Genomic DNA, 15,139 nt, shown 5'->3' with positions numbered 1-15,139 from the left:
ATGAAGTCGATCCCCTAAATATTCATTTAATGTTGGATAGACACTAGATTGATTGGAACCAATCTAGTATCTAAAGTTATTTAAAAATTATCTATTTTTAAATCCATGTGCCTTAGCTTGTAAGACCACATAGAAGGAAATTATTGATAAAACACACATTGCTATCGTGAATGATGACGGACCGATTTTTTGAAGTAATATTCCACCTAATAATCCTCCTCCAGCAACGGCTAAATTAAAGACAGTAACTAACATAGACTGGGCTACATCAGCACCTTCATCAGCAGTATCTGCAATTGCTGTTTGAAGCAAAGTTGGGGCCCCGCCAAACGTCATACCCCACAGCGCGATACCACTCAGTACTAGCCAAGCAGAGTTACCACTACCACCTAAGCCAATTAAGATCGCAGCAACCGCAAACCCAGCTAAACTTAGCAAGGTTAATAAACGTAATGATTGATCAACCCAAACACCAGTGACCCAAATCCCAATGATTGATGACACACCAAATAATAAAAGTACCAGATCTATATGATTACCAAGCCCTACAGATGTCAGATAAGGTGAAATAAAGGTATACAAGACGTTATGTGCAAGAATCCATAAGAAAATTACCGCTAACACTGAGCGAATACCTGGATGTAAAAAAATCTCTTTAATCGACTGGCGTTGCTCTGCAACTTGTCCAGAAAAGTTTGGAATCGCGGCTCTAATCCAAATCAATAGAAATAAAGCGAGTAGAGAAATAATCCAAAATACGCCTCTCCAACCAAACATGCTGCCTAACCAAGTACCTAAAGGCACTCCCAGACATAAGGCGATAGGCTGTCCTACGCCAACTATGGCTAGCGCTCGACCCTGTAAGTTAGCAGATACCATGCTTCGAGCATAACCTGCGAGTACTCCCCAAATAATTCCCGCAGACATCCCCGCAATAAAACGGGCAACCAACACAACAATATAGCTGGAAGATAATGCAGTTAAGGTATTGAAGATTAATAAGCCACTGATTGCCAGTAAGAATAAAGGTCTTCGTGACCAACTACGAGTAGCTGCAACGACAGGAATAGCGGCTATTACAGAACCTAAAGCGTAAACAGATACTAATTGCCCTGCTAAAGCTTCTGTTACCTGTAAATCCCTACTAATTAATGGCAATAAACCTGCTGGCATGGTTTCCGTCATAATTGTAATGAAACCAGCAAGTGTAAATGCTAGAAGCTTTAAAACAGGAATATCTTCTTTAGAGCTATTCACAATATCTGATGTCACAGAGTTATTTTGTATATTCATAGTCCAGCCTTTAATGGTGCTTTGCTTGACTCTTCTAAAGCTTTATTTTTCATAGCTACGGTTCCATACATTCACGTTAAAACTATTTTCTTTAAGGTTCCTAGCTATTGCAGCCCTCAAAATGCCAGTAGCGAAGACTGCAATTGTCTTTGCTTTAGATTGTGCTGCTTGAGTCATTGTTACTTCCTTTCTTTGTTGCTGATAAAAAATGGTGTGTGTTGAATTTGTATGACTGACTTTTAAAATGGATAGTTTTGTAATGATCATTCCAAAATAGGTAAAAAAAGGACATGCCTTGATCTATTAACAGTTCATCTATTAATACATCAAGGAATATGACTATTTTATCAATTCATAAATTTAGATTGCGCTTATCGCAATATCCACGATGTCAACGAGCCTTTCGGATTGACATTTTTTTTCACTGCCTTTACTTACGACACGGATTCCTTGAATCGTACTCACGATAAATCTAGCCAATGCTTCAGGGTTTTTTGTAGCATCAATTTCGCCATTAGCCTGCCCACGCAGTATTAACGAGCTAATGGCTCTTTCCATTCTGCTTAAATTTTTTGCTACTAAATCAGCAATTCCCTCATCGTGTCTTGCCATTTCTAAACATGCATTGGCGACCATACAGCCCATATTTTCAGTATCATTAAGTTCTTCTGAGACAATTTTCATGAGTAAACGGCGTATTAGTTCTCTGACAGTTCCATCTTCAGATAATATGGCTATATTGCTAGCAGTAATCTCATAATAACGTTTTAAAGCAAATTCATATAATCCGTATTTACTTCCAAAAGCATTATAAAGGCTGCCACGTCCTAGGCCTGTGCCTTCTACTAAGTCTTGAATACTCGTTCCAGCATAGCCTCTTTGCCAAAAAACTTTCATAGCGGCTTCTGCTATATCGTCTTCTTCAAACTCTTTTGGTCTCATTTTGAATTCTTTCTGGAATGATCATTCAAAAAATATATCATTCACTCGACTTAAACGTCAATAAAAAATGTTATTAACACTATTTATCAAGGAATATATTTTATGGGTGAAAGTAGGCACACAAGTCCAATAAGCATTAAGCATCTACTTTTAGATCATGAAATATTGAATTAAAGTTTCAAAAACTCAGGTTCTGCATCAACTCAAATTGAACCCAAAAATTACCATTTCAGTGTTCATCGGAGGGCTTTATAATTTTATTAACAATATGTTCATGCGTAGGCACAAGTCCTGCTTTTAAACCAAGGGGCTTAAATACCTTATCTAACACAGACTGAGTTAGTTTACCTTTATCCTGCTCAATGTCGGTTAAAGTCCGACGGCTTATACCCACCAAAGCCGCGTATTGTTCTTGCGATAGCCCCAGTACATTCTTGCGTAAATACGACAGCAATTGCCCAAGCGTAATTTCACTCAATAAATATTGTTTATATAAATCGATGAGAACTTGCTGACGATCTTGAGTCTGATTTTTCATGTTCATAACAGTTCCCATCTTTTCAATTTAGCTTCTATGTAATCAAATGACAGTGCTGGCATTTCAATAATTTGTTTTGGTACCCCTTTGTCAACCAATCGTTGTTTTAGTCCAACAAGATTACGTGCCAAAGTCTTTAAAGTGCCTAGCGATACATCAGGGTCACACCAAGGAGCCAGTTTTTGGGTAATGTCAGCCCAACGGTACTCACCGCCTTCTTCATACGGGCTTCCCCAAGTGGTCGATCTGATAACCACTTCAGGATCGGCTTTCATCGGTGCAAAGTCATAAATAGGTGAAAGAGAAATTTTTCCAGATTTTTTTAGAAATGATGTATTACGACCATGATTGTCTGAATTACCAAAAATAATATTCAGTAAGTCTCGTTGTAACCATTCACAAATAAACTGTGCCGCATCAAAATCTGAATCAATGCGAGTCAGTAATTTACATAGATTTTCTATAACTTCAAAATGGTTAAGATGACTACCAGAGGATTTATTTAATACCGAGTAAACAGATTCTAAACCATGACGATGCCACTGATCATTAAGCCATTCTGTATCAAACCTTGGTAGCCACAAAGAAGGATACTTTGTACCTTCAATGAGCTGCATTTGAGTTGTTTCAATCGTATTGAAACCCAATTCATTCAGTATTTGATAGTAATAATATTCGGCTCTGAGAATGTCACAATCAATCTCGCTACGATTATTCCGCGGAAACTTTACTAAATAATGCTGATCTGGCTGATCAAAACTCTCTTGGTAGGTATCAATCCAGACTTTCTGTTCTGGTGAAACACGAATAAGTAATTTTGGCGCTTCTCCGCCTGCACCAGTTGCACCACCACTTATGGCACCCATTTGCTGTGCATATTCCAGAAAATCAATATTACGCTCAGCAACATCTTCCTTACTAAAATAACGTAGGTGCAAGGTTGATTCTGGATTTAGAGCTGGAAGTGCCTCTTTGATTCGTAAGTTGCCAACGGGTGCTATTCCCCCTTTTTCCAATAAGATGCTTTCTTGCTCCGCATAGCTTAAACGTTGCAAATCTAAATAATTCACCCAATAACGGCGTGCAGCTCCAGATGGAACAATATCATCTAAAAAACCAAACCATGTGCTCGATTCGTGTTTTATAAGAATTTGTACAGGAAGTGATAGACTACAGGCGTGCTCATCTCGTCTGTCTAAATATTGAATTGCATAATCCAATTCATATTCTAGTTCGCTGGCACTAGCCGAACCCAACTTCGGTTCTAGTAATTTTAGTTCGGCTATATCTAACCAGTTTTTATCTAGTAAGGCTTGTATTGTTAATTTTTTCATTGATATAAATGAGCAAATATTTTCTCAAAAATACTATAAAAAACAAATTTTGTGAATATATTTGCTCATTTTTATTTAAATATATGATTTTTGCGCAAAATTATGCTCATTTTAATAAAGCAGAGTTACTTACGGCGAACTTAACGATTCAAAATAAAAAGATGCAATAGACGTTGCATCTATTGCATCTTGGTTTTGCTAAATGGTTTAGCTATACATTAGGGATGAACAATAATTTTTACAGCAGACTCATTATTATGAATCAGCGTTTCAAAGCCTTTAGACACCAGATCATCTAATGCAATACGTTGGGTAATAAAAGGTTCTAGATTAATCTTACCTTGCTCGACTAAACGAATGGTTTCCTGATGGTCATTGACATAAGCAATCGTGCCACGAATATCTAGCTCTTTCATCACCACACTATGCACATTAATTGTGGCAGGATGGCTCCAAATAGAAACGATAACGACTACACCAGTTGGTTTCATTGCTGCAACGAGTGTATCCATGACTTTATTGACACTACTACATTCAAAAGCGACATCTACACCACGGCCTTCAGTAATTTTCATTACTTCATCAACCACATCAACCTGAGATGGGTCTAGTACATAATCTGCAACACCAGCCTCTATCGCTTTTTCTTTACGTTTTGCACTCAGTTCAGTAATGATGACCGTAAGACCTTTGGCCTTTAAAATGGCTGATAAAAGTAAGCCTATAGGGCCTGCTCCACCAACCAGTGCGATATCGCCAGCTTTTGCACCACTTCTGACATAGGCATGATGACCGACAGATAAAGGTTCTATCAACGCTGCTTGGTCTAAGGGAATATCATTTGAAATAGGATGTACCCAACGTCGTTGAACTGCAATTTTTTCAGAAAGACCGCCACCACGTCCGCCTAAACCAATAAAGTTCATATTTTTTGATAAATGATACTTATCATTGGGGCCAGTCGGCACATCATCCGCAATAATGTAGGGTTCAACTACGACATGTTGCCCAATTTGGATATCATCTACACCTTCACCAACTGCATAAACCACACCTGAAAATTCATGTCCCATTGTTACAGGTGCAGATTCTCCCGAAATTGGATGTGGATGACCACAAGGTGGAATAAAAATAGGGCCTTCCATGAATTCATGTAAATCTGTACCGCAAATACCGCACCATGCAACTTGAATTCCAACTGTGCCTGGAAGTACTTTCGGTTCAGGAATATCTTCAATCCGAATATCCCCTCGGTCATAAAAACGAGCTGCTTTCATTATGTATTCCTTATATTATTGATATTAACGGTAAACCATTCCACCATCTGTCAAAATAGACTGACCTGTAATGTAGTTTGCATCCTCACTGGCTAAAAATGCAACTAATGCAGCCACGTCATCTGGTGTTTCAGCACGTCCTAAAGCAATACCTTCTACATATTTTTTATACGTTTGACCAATTGGTGCACCTGTAATTTCAGAGAAACGCTGATCTATTTCAACCCACATGTCTGTGCCTACAACACCCGGACAATAGCTATTTACAGTAATTTTAGCACTGGCATATTCTTTAGCCGCAGCTTGCGTCAATGCACGAACTGCAAATTTAGTTGCCGAATAAACACCGAGTAAAGCAAAACCTTCATGACCTGCGATTGAGCACGCATTAATAATTTTTCCAGCCTGTTGGCGTTGTTTAAATTTATTTGCTGCGGCTTGAATCCCCCAAAGTACACCGCCAACATTGATGTTCATAATTTGGTTAAATTCACTCGGTGTTACTTCTGCCAAAGCTTTAACTTGTGCAATACCTGCATTATTGATCATGATATCAAAACCATTAAGTGTCGATTCGGCATGATCGATTGCATGACTGACTTGTATGGGATCTGAAATATCCGCAATAAATGTGGTGGCTTTTACGCCAAAGGATTCAACTTCTTTTTGAACAGCATTTAACTTTTCTTGATGAAGATCGACCAAGGCAATATGAACACCTTCTTGTGCTAAACGTAAGGCAATACCGCGTCCAATGCCTTGTGCCGCACCCGTAATTAATGCAACTTTATTGTTTAAACCTCTAGGCATGTTGCGACTCCTTAAATATGGATTGCACGTTGCATCGCCGACAAGACCGACTCATGCATCGCCTCGGACAAAGTAGGATGAGGGAAAATGACCTGCGCTAAGCTTTCATCCGTAGCTTCTAGGTATTTTGCGATGGCAAAACCTTGAATGTGTTCGGTGACTTCATGTCCAACCATGTGAGCACCCAACAATTCACCCGTTTCCTGACTAAAAATGGTTTTAACAAATCCTGCGCTATCGCCCAAAGCCAATGCTTTACCATTGGCTTGTAAAGGGAACTTCCCCACATTGATATTCAAGCCCGCAGCTTTCGCTTTTTGTTCTGTCAAACCAATACTGGCCACTTGAGGATGGGTAAAAATACAGCCTGGAATTTGTGTACGATCTAAAGCATGCACATGACTTAGGCCTGCAATTTTCTCCACACAAAGAATGGCTTCATGACTGGCTTTGTGTGCCAAACACGGTGCGCCTGCGACATCGCCAATTGCATAAACGCCCACAACATTGGTTTTACACCATGAGTCGACTTTAATAAAACCATTCTCAAATTCAATACCCAAAGCTTCTAGACCCAGATTTTCAGCATTTGGTTTCACGCCAATAGCTGAAAGTACCTTTTCAACGCTAATGATTTGCACACCTGTTACAGTTTCAATATGACAATGCACTTGAGCCTGATCAGTTTCTATTTTTTCTACGGTCGCTTCGGTTAAAACCCGCATACCCTGTTGTTCAAATTGCTTTTGTACATACTTCGCAACTTCAATGTCTTCGCTAGGGAGAATCTGTTTTGCAATATCGACCAAGGTGACTTGGCAACCTAAGTCATGGTATAGGCTTGCAAACTCACTGCCTATAGCACCCGAACCAATGACCAGTAAAGATTTTGGTAATTGTTCTGGAACTAAAGCCTCTTTATAACTCCAGACCTGATGACCATCTACAGGAATATGAGGCAAATTGGCCGCACGTGCACCTGTTGCTACAATAATATGCGGTGCAGAAATCTGCTGTTTTTGACCATTCGTATCTGTAAGCTCTAATCGCTCTTTGGCAATAAATTGGGCTGCTGCGTTAAAAACAGTGATTTGATTCTTTTTCAATAATTGACCGATACCTTGCACCAGTTGTTCAGAAACTTGTCTGCTATGATGGACCAGTTTTTGAATGTCAAAATCAACTGCGTTAAGCGTAAAGCCAAACTGCTCTGCGTGTTTGAACTGCTGCGCAAGCGCAGCCCCGCTCAATAATGCCTTGGTTGGAATGCATCCCCAATTAAGACACACTCCTCCTAAGTGTTGTTTTTCAACGATTGCCGTTTTTAATCCCAGTTGCGCTGCGCGAATCGCAGCGACATATCCTCCAGGACCAGCACCAATAACCACAAGATCAAATTGTGTATCTGACATGGCTATTCCTCCTACACCAAAATTAATGCAGGATTTTCGACAAACTGCTTAAATGCCGATAAGAATTGAGCACCCAACGCACCATCAATGACACGATGATCACAAGACAATGTTGCTGTCACCATTTGACGAATAACAATCTCATCATTTTCGACGACAGCACGTTTCTCTGCTGCACCTAGGGCCAGAATTGCACCTTGAGGTGGGTTAATAATGGCATCAAACTGTTGAATACCCAGCATTCCCAAATTGGAAATACTGAAACTGCCGCCTTGAAACTCATCAGGTGCTAATTTTCCAGTTTTGGCACGTGTCGCAAGATCACGCATATCATTGGAAATTTGCGCCAAAGATTTACGGTTCGCTGCTTTAATAATTGGCGTGATCAGTCCGTTTTCGATGGCCACAGCAACCGAAATATCAGCCTGTTCAAACTGTAAAATCTGCTGATTTTCTTCATCAAATTGAACATTAACCTGTGGAACTTTGATCAGTGCGGCAGCAGCAGCTTTAATCAGCATATCGTTAATGGACAGCTTTACTTGCGGTACGGTACTGTTAATTTGCTGACGCAAAGCCTGAACTGACTCAACATTTAAGTCTATCGTTAAGCGAAAATGTGGTGCATTGCGTTTTGCTGCTTGTAGCCGTGAAGCGATTGCTTTACGCATACCATTCATAGCAACGGTAGTAAATTTTGCGGACTCTGTTGGATGCGCATGCTCAGCATGTTGAGCTTGTATAGGGTTTTCCCGTTGATATACGGCTTCAACATCTTCCTTACAGACTCGTCCACGTGAACCCGATGCACGACAATCATGCAAATTAATGCCCCATTGTTTGGCCAAACGGCGGGCAACAGGTGTTGCTAGAACATAACTATCATCTGCTTTAGATTTCGCGGCTTTTGTACTGGCTTGATGACGTACATCTGGCCAAGAACCACCAGCAGCTTGAACTGCGGCCTGAACATCTTGAACACTAATACGACCTTTACGTCCAGAACCAGTAATCTGAGACAAGTTTACATTATGTTTTTCAGCCAATTTCAAGGCATGTGGCGTTGCAAAAATATCATCGCTTTGTTGGTAGCCTTGTAACACAGTAGGAATTGAATATCCGCCCTGAGCGACAGCTTTTGATCCATTACCAACACTGTTCTGTTGAGGAGCAGCTTGTACTTTGGTTTCAGCTTGAGCCACAGCTAATTTTTCAGGAACCGCTGCTACCGCTTTATTTTCAGTTACAGCAGGTGTTCCACCTAAGGACTGTGCAAATGCTTCGACTTCTGCATCGGAAACTTGAGCGTCTGCACAAATTGCAATCACCCCACCTACGACCAGCGTGTCACCATCTTTAGCAATAATTTTTCGTAGCAAGCCATCGAAAGGTGCTTCCAGAACATTGACGATTTTTGTGGTTTCAATTTCACAAATTTCCTGTCCTTTACTAAATTGCGTACCTTCCTGAATCAGCCATTGGGCAATCGTACCCTCTTCCATGGACAAACCCCATTTTGGGATTTCTAAGGTTTTAATTTCGCTCATCCTAAGCCTCCAACGTCTTACGTACAGCCTGTTCGATGCGTTCTACACTTGGTAGCCATTCTTTTTCTAATACTGGGGAAAATGGTACAGGTGAGTGTGGTGGAGTGACTAACTCGATTGGTGCTTTAAGATAATGAAAGCCTTTCTGTGCAATGAGTGCAGCCACATCATGTCCGAAACCGCAACGCGCCGCAGATTCGTCTACAATCACTACGCGACCTGTTGAAGCCACTGACTCTAAAATGCCATCTTCGTCTAATGGAGAAATGGTTCGAGGGTCAACCACTTCAACCGAAATGCCTTCTTTTGCGAGCTTGTCAGCAACTTCATTGGCACGATGCACCATCAGGCTTAAGGCAATAATGGTAATATCAGTGCCTTCCCGGGTGTAATTTGCGACACCAAAAGGAATGGTGTAGGCCTCATCTGGCACTTCGCCCTTAATGTCGTATAACAACTTGTGTTCACAAAAGACCACTGGGTCATCATCTCGAATGGCTTGAATCAACAACCCTTTCACATCATAGGCACTCGAAGGCACCACCACTTTTAAACCAGGCACTGAGGCAAACACGTTATATGGTGACTGAGAATGCTGTGCTGCGGCGGAAAAACCTGCACCGATCATGCCTCGTACAACGAGTGGCGCTTTGGCTTTGCCACCAAACATGTAGCGAAATTTAGCCGCTTGGTTATACAGCATGTCATAACACACGCCGTAAAAATCCATAAACATTAAATCTGCCACAGGTCTTAAACCCGTTGCAGCAGCACCTGCCGCCATACCAATAATCGCAGATTCTGTAATAGGGGTATCAATGACTCGTTCAGAACCAAATTCAGTCCATAAGCCTTTGGTTACACCAAGTACACCGCCAAAACCTTCCAGTTTATTGTCATCGGTATTTTTACCACCATGCCCACCACGAACATCTTCACCAACCACAATGACACTTGGGTCTCGGCGCATTTCTAATTCAATTGCTTCTTTAATCGCGTTTCGATAACTTTTATTTGGCATTTTTCTACTATTCCTTTAGTAAGAGACGTAAACATCAGTAAGTAACTGAGAGACTTCTGGGTACTTAGCTGCACGTGCTTTTGCAACGGCATCGTCTACATTGGCTTTAGACTGGGCATCAATCGCATCCAGTTTGGCTTCGTCAATTTTGCCTTTGACTTTTTCACGGAATATTTTCAATGGGTCTTTATGTTCTTTGACATAATCCAGTTCTTCTTTGGAACGGATAAGCCCCGGATCACCTTCAAAATGTCCATAAAAACGGTTGGTTACCGTTTCAATTACACTCGGGCCTTCACCACGACGGGCACGTTCAATCGCCTTTTGTGCAACTTCATACACAGCAAAAAAGTCTGTTCCATCTACTTTTTCAGCAGGTAAGCCAAAACCTGCTGCTCGACCTGCAATGTCTTTACTGCCTACGGCATAGTCATGTGCAGTACCTTCACCAAAGCCGTTATTTTCAAAAACAAAAATGACAGGAAGCTTTAACACCACAGCCATATTAATGGCTTCAAAAGTTAGGCCCTGATTTGACCCGCCATCACCCGTAAATGATAGACCGATACCACCATTCTTGAGTGTTTTGGCACTTAAAGCGGCCCCAATTGCTAAAGGTGGGCCACCACCCACAATACCGTTTGCGCCCAACATGCCTTTATCTAAGTCCGCAATGTGCATTGAGCCGCCTTTACCACGACACAAACCATCATCTTTGCCAAAAATTTCTAGCATCATGGCGTGAATGTCACAGCCCTTAGCAATACAATGTCCGTGACCACGATGCGTTGAAGTAATGAAGTCCTTGTCTGTTAAATTTTCACAAATCCCTACTGCAACAGCTTCCTCACCGCTATAGAGATGGATGAAACCTGGGATATCACCTGTATTGTTTTCATCGTGAAGTCGATCCTCAAATTCACGAATGTCGCGCATTCTTTTGTATGCTGCTAGCAATTGCTCTTCCGTTAATTGCATATCTTTGTTCCTTATTCACTACGCTTAAAAGAAAATCCAAAATTGAATAATTGGATTTTTAAACCGTATATTTATATAAAGATATTTTTATTTAATTTCATATTAGACTAAAAAAATATAATGCATAAAAAGATGAGATAAATATTAAAAACAGAAGGTTATGAAATTAAAAAATTTTGTAAAATTTTACAATAGTTCAATCACATATAAAAACAAACCTTTAACCAACCTTTATTTTATAAGATAAGTTTTTTGCCCTGTTTTAATATTATTAATGCATTTAAAGCAGCTTATTTAATATTAGGGTCTATATTAATTATTTTAAACGACGGAGTGTTTGAAATGGATTTAAATAACACAGTATTAACTGGAAAGAAACTACGTGGCGCTGAAAAAATGGCGCGTATTCCTATTAAAGTTGTTCCAACGGAAACGACACCGAAAAAGCCAGAATGGATTCGGACTAAAATCAGTCAACCTGAGGAAGTCCAAATCATTAAGGATTTATTAAGGCAACAAAAACTACATACGGTTTGCGAAGAAGCGGCTTGTCCTAACTTGCCGCAATGTTTCGGTAGTGGAACAGCAACATTCATGATTATGGGAGATATCTGTACTCGACGCTGTCCATTCTGTGATGTCGCTCATGGTCGTCCTCATGTTTTAGATACTAATGAGCCAAAGCATCTGGCTGAAACAGTCAAGAATTTAAACTTAAAGTATGTTGTGATTACTTCGGTTGATCGAGACGACTTAAAAGATGGTGGCGCACAGCATTTTGCCGATTGCATTCGAGAAATTCGTGAGATTAGCCCAAATACTTTGATTGAAATTTTGGTTCCTGATTTTCGTGGTCGTGCAGATATTGCCCTGAAGATTCTGAGCCAAAACCCACCTGATGTTTTTAATCATAATATTGAAACCGTTCCACGTCTGTATAAAGCCATGCGACCAGGCTCTAACTATCAGCATTCATTGGATTTACTCAAGAAATTTAAACACTACTGTCCCGACATCCCAACCAAATGCGGTTTGATGGTCGGTTTAGGAGAAGTCGAGGCTGAGGTTATTGTGTTATTAAATGATTTGAAAGATTATCAAGTTGACTATGTCACAATCGGTCAATACTTACAGCCATCTAAGTCTCATGCGCCAATTCATCGTTTTGTTGCGTTGCAAGAATTTAAGCACTATCAAATACATGGAGAGCGCTTAGCGTTTAAAAATATTTGGAGTGCGCCATTGGTACGATCAAGTTATTTTGCTGATCGTCAGTATCATGGTGAGGCTGTGCCTAACCCTTACATGAGCGAATGAATTTTCATCCTATTTACGTTTATTAACATTTCAGATGGAAATAGTCATTTTCAGCTCATAAGAACACTTTTAAAGTAGCTCAAAGATGGGTAATGCCAAAAGATGTGATTTAACCAAGCAAAGAAAAAACCATTTAAAATCGAAGCAAGAAGAAATGACGTAAATGACTATAAATTTTGAAGCTCATTTCTAAAGTTTAAAAATATTACAGTCTGATCATAAAGGAATATGATATGAATCTGTTCAATACACCACCTGCAAAAAAGCTGCAAACTACCCATTTAGTTAATCAAACTACTGTGCATGCTGCCCCTGTTTTAGTATTGCCTCAAGAAGATCAAACATCTTTATTCCGCCGCTCTATTCAACATAATTATGCAGATTTACTCAAAATAGCGGATGATTCAGATATGGCGATTGGTCTTACAGATCATCACGGGACTCTCTTATGGACATGGAGTAGTTCAGCCATGCTTTCTTCTGCTGAACAGGTTCATTTTATTGAGGGCGGACATTGGTCTACACAGGCCGTTGGAACCAATGCGATTGGTATGACGTTAAACAGCCAAATTTCAAGTTGCGTATATTCTCATGAAAACCAAATGGACAGTGTTCGTGATTGGGTTTGTTACGCCGCGCCGATCTGGGATCCGACATCAGGGCAATTTCACGGTATTATTAATCTTTCCACAAAATATAAAAAACATACTCCTTTAGGGCTGCTAGCAGTTGAACGCTGTGCAGATTTAATACAGCGAGCCATAAAATTTGAGCAGCAAAATTTTTTATACATTAAAGCGCTAGGTTCACCTTGGGTTCAATTTAATGGGCAAACTTTAAACTTGAGTCACCGTCAAATTGAAATACTTTGCATTTTAGCTTTGCATCCCTATGGTATTGGTTTAGAAGAGTTACACTATGCCCTTTATGGTGAACGTAGTGTCAGCCTAAAAACCCTAAAGGCTGAGCTTTCACAATTGCGTACTCTACTACCACACTGTATTGAAGCTCGTATTTATAGACTGACCTGTGAGGTTCAATGTGATTTTTTACGTGCTGAACAATCTTTAAATGCGAATCTTATTGCCAGTACATTTTCGCTATATAAAGGGAGCTTTTTATCTAAATCAGAAAGCCCTTTATTGAGTACGTGGAGACATTGTTTTGACGCTCGTTTAAGCCAGATGATTTATCAAATAAAAGATATCGATCAATTATTACGAATTATTGGGCAAACTCACGATCGCATTGATGCAATACAACGCTTATTAGAATTACTACCACAGGACAGCATCCACCGTAATTATTTTAAAAATCTTATTTAAATCTGATTTGTATCCTATACAACGCAGTTGTTGCTACAGCTCAGCATCATGAATCTGCAAAATTGTATTCATGATGCCGAGTACCTTAAGTAACATAATATTCGTTATGCAAAACCCATCGCTATCTCATACACTGGATATGATGATCTAATTTGATGAACATTAATTTCAGTTGATCTATTTCTTCATGATTGTCTGTATCTAGTGTGCAGATCTGGAAGGTGAATAAATGATTCACCTTACCCCAACCCCATCAAAAAATACTCAAGTAACCTCTCTGGCTCATCTGGTTTGTTCGGGTCTAAAAGCTGAACCATTGCCCCGTCTATCACAAACAAAAACATGTGTGCATCTTGTTTTAAAGCATTCGAATTAGTCGTTAAAAGCAAATTATAAATTTCATTCATCAGCCAGTTTCGATAGTCAATTACAAGCTGATACGCCTTTGGATATACCTTCGAAATTTCAAAAATCGCTTTAAACGGCAAATTGTAGAACCCTTCTACATTGGCATGTAAAAAGAAAATTTTACGAAGCTTTTCAACCATCGATAGCTCTTTATCAACGTAGATAATCGAAATAACTTCATGTTTAAGACCATCTGTTTGAAAAGTTAAACTCATTTCAATAAGACGCTCTTTCGAGTGAAAGTAATTATAAAACGTAGCTTTTGGGATTTTTGCCGACTTTATAATTCGGTCTATCCCTACATTGTGAAAGCCATATTTATTAAAAAGAAACCTTGAAGTATGAAGCACACTTAAAGCACGAAATGAGAGAGCTAAATTTGGCATAGTTTTACGGTTAAAATAAATTCTTGTTGTATATAAAAGAGATATAAAAGCCTTTTACTTTTTTTAAGGTGAAAAAAAGGCGTAGCAAAGCCGTAAAGACTGGGCCTAGCACATCTCAAGTTTTATTGTTGATCTAAGTTTTTTAGTAATAACAAAAGAAAGCCTGAACAGCCGAACGGCGATCAAAGCTTGGTAAAAGTTTAAGTTGTGTCGTTATAGTGTACTTTGACAATGGCTGCCAAAAAAATATGAATGTGCAAAGCCAACTCCTTATATTTGGAGTTCTGCCAGAGCATAAGAAATTTATGGTGGCAGAACGAAAGAGGGTTGACAGACTAGTCACTCAACTAGCACACCCGAAGGTGTCCCTCTCCCGTCCTACCGCAACGGGAGGGAACGAGATATACACACAAAACTATCCCTCAGAAGGAATAGCCCTGATGTATGAGTGAAACGGTCTGTCAAAACCGACTGGCAATGTGGCCAGCACATAAATGTTAATCTTCAATATTTAAGGTGTCAATGTAAAATTGGCTAGAAAATATTTAAAT

14 protein-coding genes are annotated in these 15,139 nt (G+C 39.7%); 2 read left to right on the top strand and 12 right to left on the bottom strand.

Going from position 1 to position 15,139, the window contains the following annotated elements; genetic code table 11:
* Positions 1–87: 87 nt before the first annotated feature.
* The 11 genes from M5E07_RS08495 to M5E07_RS08445 form a co-directional block, all read right to left on the bottom strand.
* Entirely contained in the window at positions 88–1,293 is a 1,206-nt protein-coding gene (locus M5E07_RS08495) for an MFS transporter (RefSeq protein WP_252218475.1), read from the bottom strand.
* A 42-nt stretch (positions 1,294–1,335) separates the two neighbouring features.
* The gene (locus M5E07_RS08490) at positions 1,336–1,470 is read right to left on the bottom strand and encodes a Rossmann-fold NAD(P)-binding domain-containing protein (RefSeq protein WP_252218473.1); all 135 of its coding nucleotides are present in this window, start codon (positions 1,468–1,470) and stop codon (positions 1,336–1,338) included.
* A 183-nt stretch (positions 1,471–1,653) separates the two neighbouring features.
* Complete coding sequence (locus M5E07_RS08485; RefSeq protein WP_252218472.1) at positions 1,654–2,235, bottom strand: TetR/AcrR family transcriptional regulator; 582 nt, start codon at positions 2,233–2,235, stop codon at positions 1,654–1,656.
* 229 nt (positions 2,236–2,464) lie between these two features.
* Positions 2,465–2,779 (bottom strand): helix-turn-helix domain-containing protein, encoded by a 315-nt coding sequence (locus M5E07_RS08480; RefSeq protein WP_252218471.1) that lies wholly within the window; start codon positions 2,777–2,779, stop codon positions 2,465–2,467.
* Positions 2,776–4,107: a type II toxin-antitoxin system HipA family toxin gene (locus tag M5E07_RS08475; RefSeq protein WP_252218470.1), complete on the bottom strand. Its 1,332-nt coding sequence runs from the start codon at positions 4,105–4,107 to the stop codon at positions 2,776–2,778. Before M5E07_RS08475 ends, M5E07_RS08480 begins: the two co-directional genes overlap by 4 nt.
* Before the next feature lie 218 nt (positions 4,108–4,325).
* Positions 4,326–5,384, bottom strand: a complete 1,059-nt coding sequence (locus tag M5E07_RS08470) for a 2,3-butanediol dehydrogenase (protein ID WP_116763636.1) — start codon at positions 5,382–5,384, stop codon at positions 4,326–4,328.
* Between the two features lie 24 nt (positions 5,385–5,408).
* Complete coding sequence (locus tag M5E07_RS08465; RefSeq protein WP_252218469.1) at positions 5,409–6,194, bottom strand: acetoin reductase; 786 nt, start codon at positions 6,192–6,194, stop codon at positions 5,409–5,411.
* A gap of 11 nt (positions 6,195–6,205) precedes the next feature.
* The gene (gene lpdA / locus M5E07_RS08460) at positions 6,206–7,606 is read right to left on the bottom strand and encodes a dihydrolipoyl dehydrogenase (RefSeq protein ID WP_252218467.1); all 1,401 of its coding nucleotides are present in this window, start codon (positions 7,604–7,606) and stop codon (positions 6,206–6,208) included.
* Positions 7,607–7,617: 11 nt separating this feature from the next.
* Positions 7,618–9,153, bottom strand: a complete 1,536-nt coding sequence (locus M5E07_RS08455; RefSeq protein ID WP_252218466.1) for a dihydrolipoamide acetyltransferase family protein — start codon at positions 9,151–9,153, stop codon at positions 7,618–7,620.
* 1 nt (position 9,154) lies between these two features.
* On the bottom strand, positions 9,155–10,174 hold the full coding sequence (locus M5E07_RS08450) for an alpha-ketoacid dehydrogenase subunit beta (protein ID WP_004979604.1): 1,020 nt from the start codon (positions 10,172–10,174) through the stop codon (positions 9,155–9,157).
* A 15-nt stretch (positions 10,175–10,189) separates the two neighbouring features.
* Positions 10,190–11,152 (bottom strand): thiamine pyrophosphate-dependent dehydrogenase E1 component subunit alpha, encoded by a 963-nt coding sequence (locus M5E07_RS08445; protein ID WP_044740668.1) that lies wholly within the window; start codon positions 11,150–11,152, stop codon positions 10,190–10,192.
* A 342-nt stretch (positions 11,153–11,494) separates the two neighbouring features.
* Here M5E07_RS08445 and lipA point away from each other — a divergent pair, with 342 nt between their 5' ends.
* Both lipA and M5E07_RS08435 read left to right on the top strand, forming a co-directional pair.
* Positions 11,495–12,469 carry a lipoyl synthase gene (gene lipA / locus M5E07_RS08440; protein WP_252218464.1) on the top strand — a complete coding sequence of 325 codons (975 nt, stop codon included), beginning with the start codon at positions 11,495–11,497 and terminating at the stop codon, positions 12,467–12,469.
* A 233-nt stretch (positions 12,470–12,702) separates the two neighbouring features.
* Positions 12,703–13,794, top strand: coding sequence for a sigma-54-dependent transcriptional regulator family protein (locus tag M5E07_RS08435; RefSeq protein ID WP_252218462.1), 1,092 nt, complete (start codon positions 12,703–12,705; stop codon positions 13,792–13,794).
* A gap of 239 nt (positions 13,795–14,033) precedes the next feature.
* Here M5E07_RS08435 and M5E07_RS08430 read toward each other — a convergent pair whose 3' ends face one another.
* Positions 14,034–14,588 carry a TetR/AcrR family transcriptional regulator gene (locus tag M5E07_RS08430; RefSeq protein WP_252218459.1) on the bottom strand — a complete coding sequence of 185 codons (555 nt, stop codon included), beginning with the start codon at positions 14,586–14,588 and terminating at the stop codon, positions 14,034–14,036.
* Positions 14,589–15,139 lie beyond the last annotated feature (551 nt).

The sequence above is a fragment of the Acinetobacter tibetensis genome, assembly GCF_023824315.1.
Taxonomy (GTDB): Bacteria; Pseudomonadota; Gammaproteobacteria; order Pseudomonadales; family Moraxellaceae; genus Acinetobacter; species Acinetobacter tibetensis.
This window is presented reverse-complemented; position numbering and strand designations above follow the sequence as displayed.